The organism is Capnocytophaga sp. oral taxon 332 str. F0381 (assembly GCF_000318275.2).
In the GTDB taxonomy this organism is placed as follows: Bacteria; Bacteroidota; Bacteroidia; order Flavobacteriales; family Flavobacteriaceae; genus Capnocytophaga; species Capnocytophaga bilenii.
In genome coordinates this window covers 1081-1452 of the sequence record NZ_KB291275.1, presented here as the reverse complement: position 1 = coordinate 1452, position 372 = coordinate 1081, and the positions used below count along the sequence as shown (strand labels likewise).

1 pseudogene is annotated in these 372 nt (G+C 29.3%); it reads left to right on the top strand.

Annotated features, from left to right (window positions below):
- Nucleotides 1-102 precede the first annotated feature (102 nt).
- Nucleotides 103-219: pseudogene (locus HMPREF9075_RS13430) on the top strand (IS1595 family transposase); the annotation flags it as partial.
- Between the last annotated feature and the right edge of the window lie 153 nt (nucleotides 220-372).

Below are 372 nucleotides of genomic sequence, written 5' to 3'. Positions count from 1 at the left end.
TAAAAGCGTTTCTAAAAGATTTTTAGTTTCGCTTTTTGGAAATGGCAATGGGAAGAGATGCAAAAAGATGATATCGATTTAGTAAGTATAATTAATGATTAAGCGGAATACAGTTTTAGAATCAATCGCTCACAAAGCAAAGAGACTATCTTTAACAGATTAATGAAAAGAATTGTAGAGGGTTCTCCCATTTCTCAAAGTCAATTAGTATGTAGCTAAATAGACACCTCAAAAATATATTGTAGGACAAGCAGAAGGGAGAGCTATACAAGTGGTTGTTGAGAAAAGAGATAAAGTAGAAGAATTAAGAACCTTAAAAAATTAATAAGATGAGGAAAATTATAAATTTAGTAACAATTGTTTTGTTATTTA